Here is a 276-nt window from a genome sequence, read left to right as displayed (position 1 = left end):
CGCAGGTGGCTGCGCTGGTCGCTCACTCATGAGGCGACGCTCGCGGGGGAGTGGATCAGCCGGTCATGCGCCACAGCGACACTGCGGCGCAGACGAACCCGGACATCAACAGCCCCAACTCGATCAGCCACATGACGTTGCGGCCCTGGTCGCGGACGAAGCGGGCAGCAACGCCCATGACCAGCAGGACGATGCCGATCAACAGCAGTGAGTTCACGATGGACTTTCCGATGGGGGCCAGGGACCGAATCGCAGTTCGCCCAGCAGGAAAGGGAC

1 protein-coding gene is annotated in these 276 nt (G+C 64.9%); it reads right to left on the bottom strand.

Annotated elements, in window-relative coordinates; translation table 11 throughout:
* Positions 1 to 55: 55 nt before the first annotated feature.
* The coding region (locus tag F0L46_RS26500) for a hypothetical protein (RefSeq protein ID WP_210247718.1) at positions 56 to 276 on the bottom strand (221 nt) is incomplete at its 5' end.

Source organism: Salinarimonas soli (assembly GCF_008386575.1).
GTDB lineage: Bacteria > Pseudomonadota > Alphaproteobacteria > Rhizobiales > Beijerinckiaceae > Salinarimonas_A > Salinarimonas_A soli.
The sequence above is the reverse complement of the archived record's forward strand: the minus strand, read 5'-3'. Positions and strand labels throughout refer to the sequence as shown.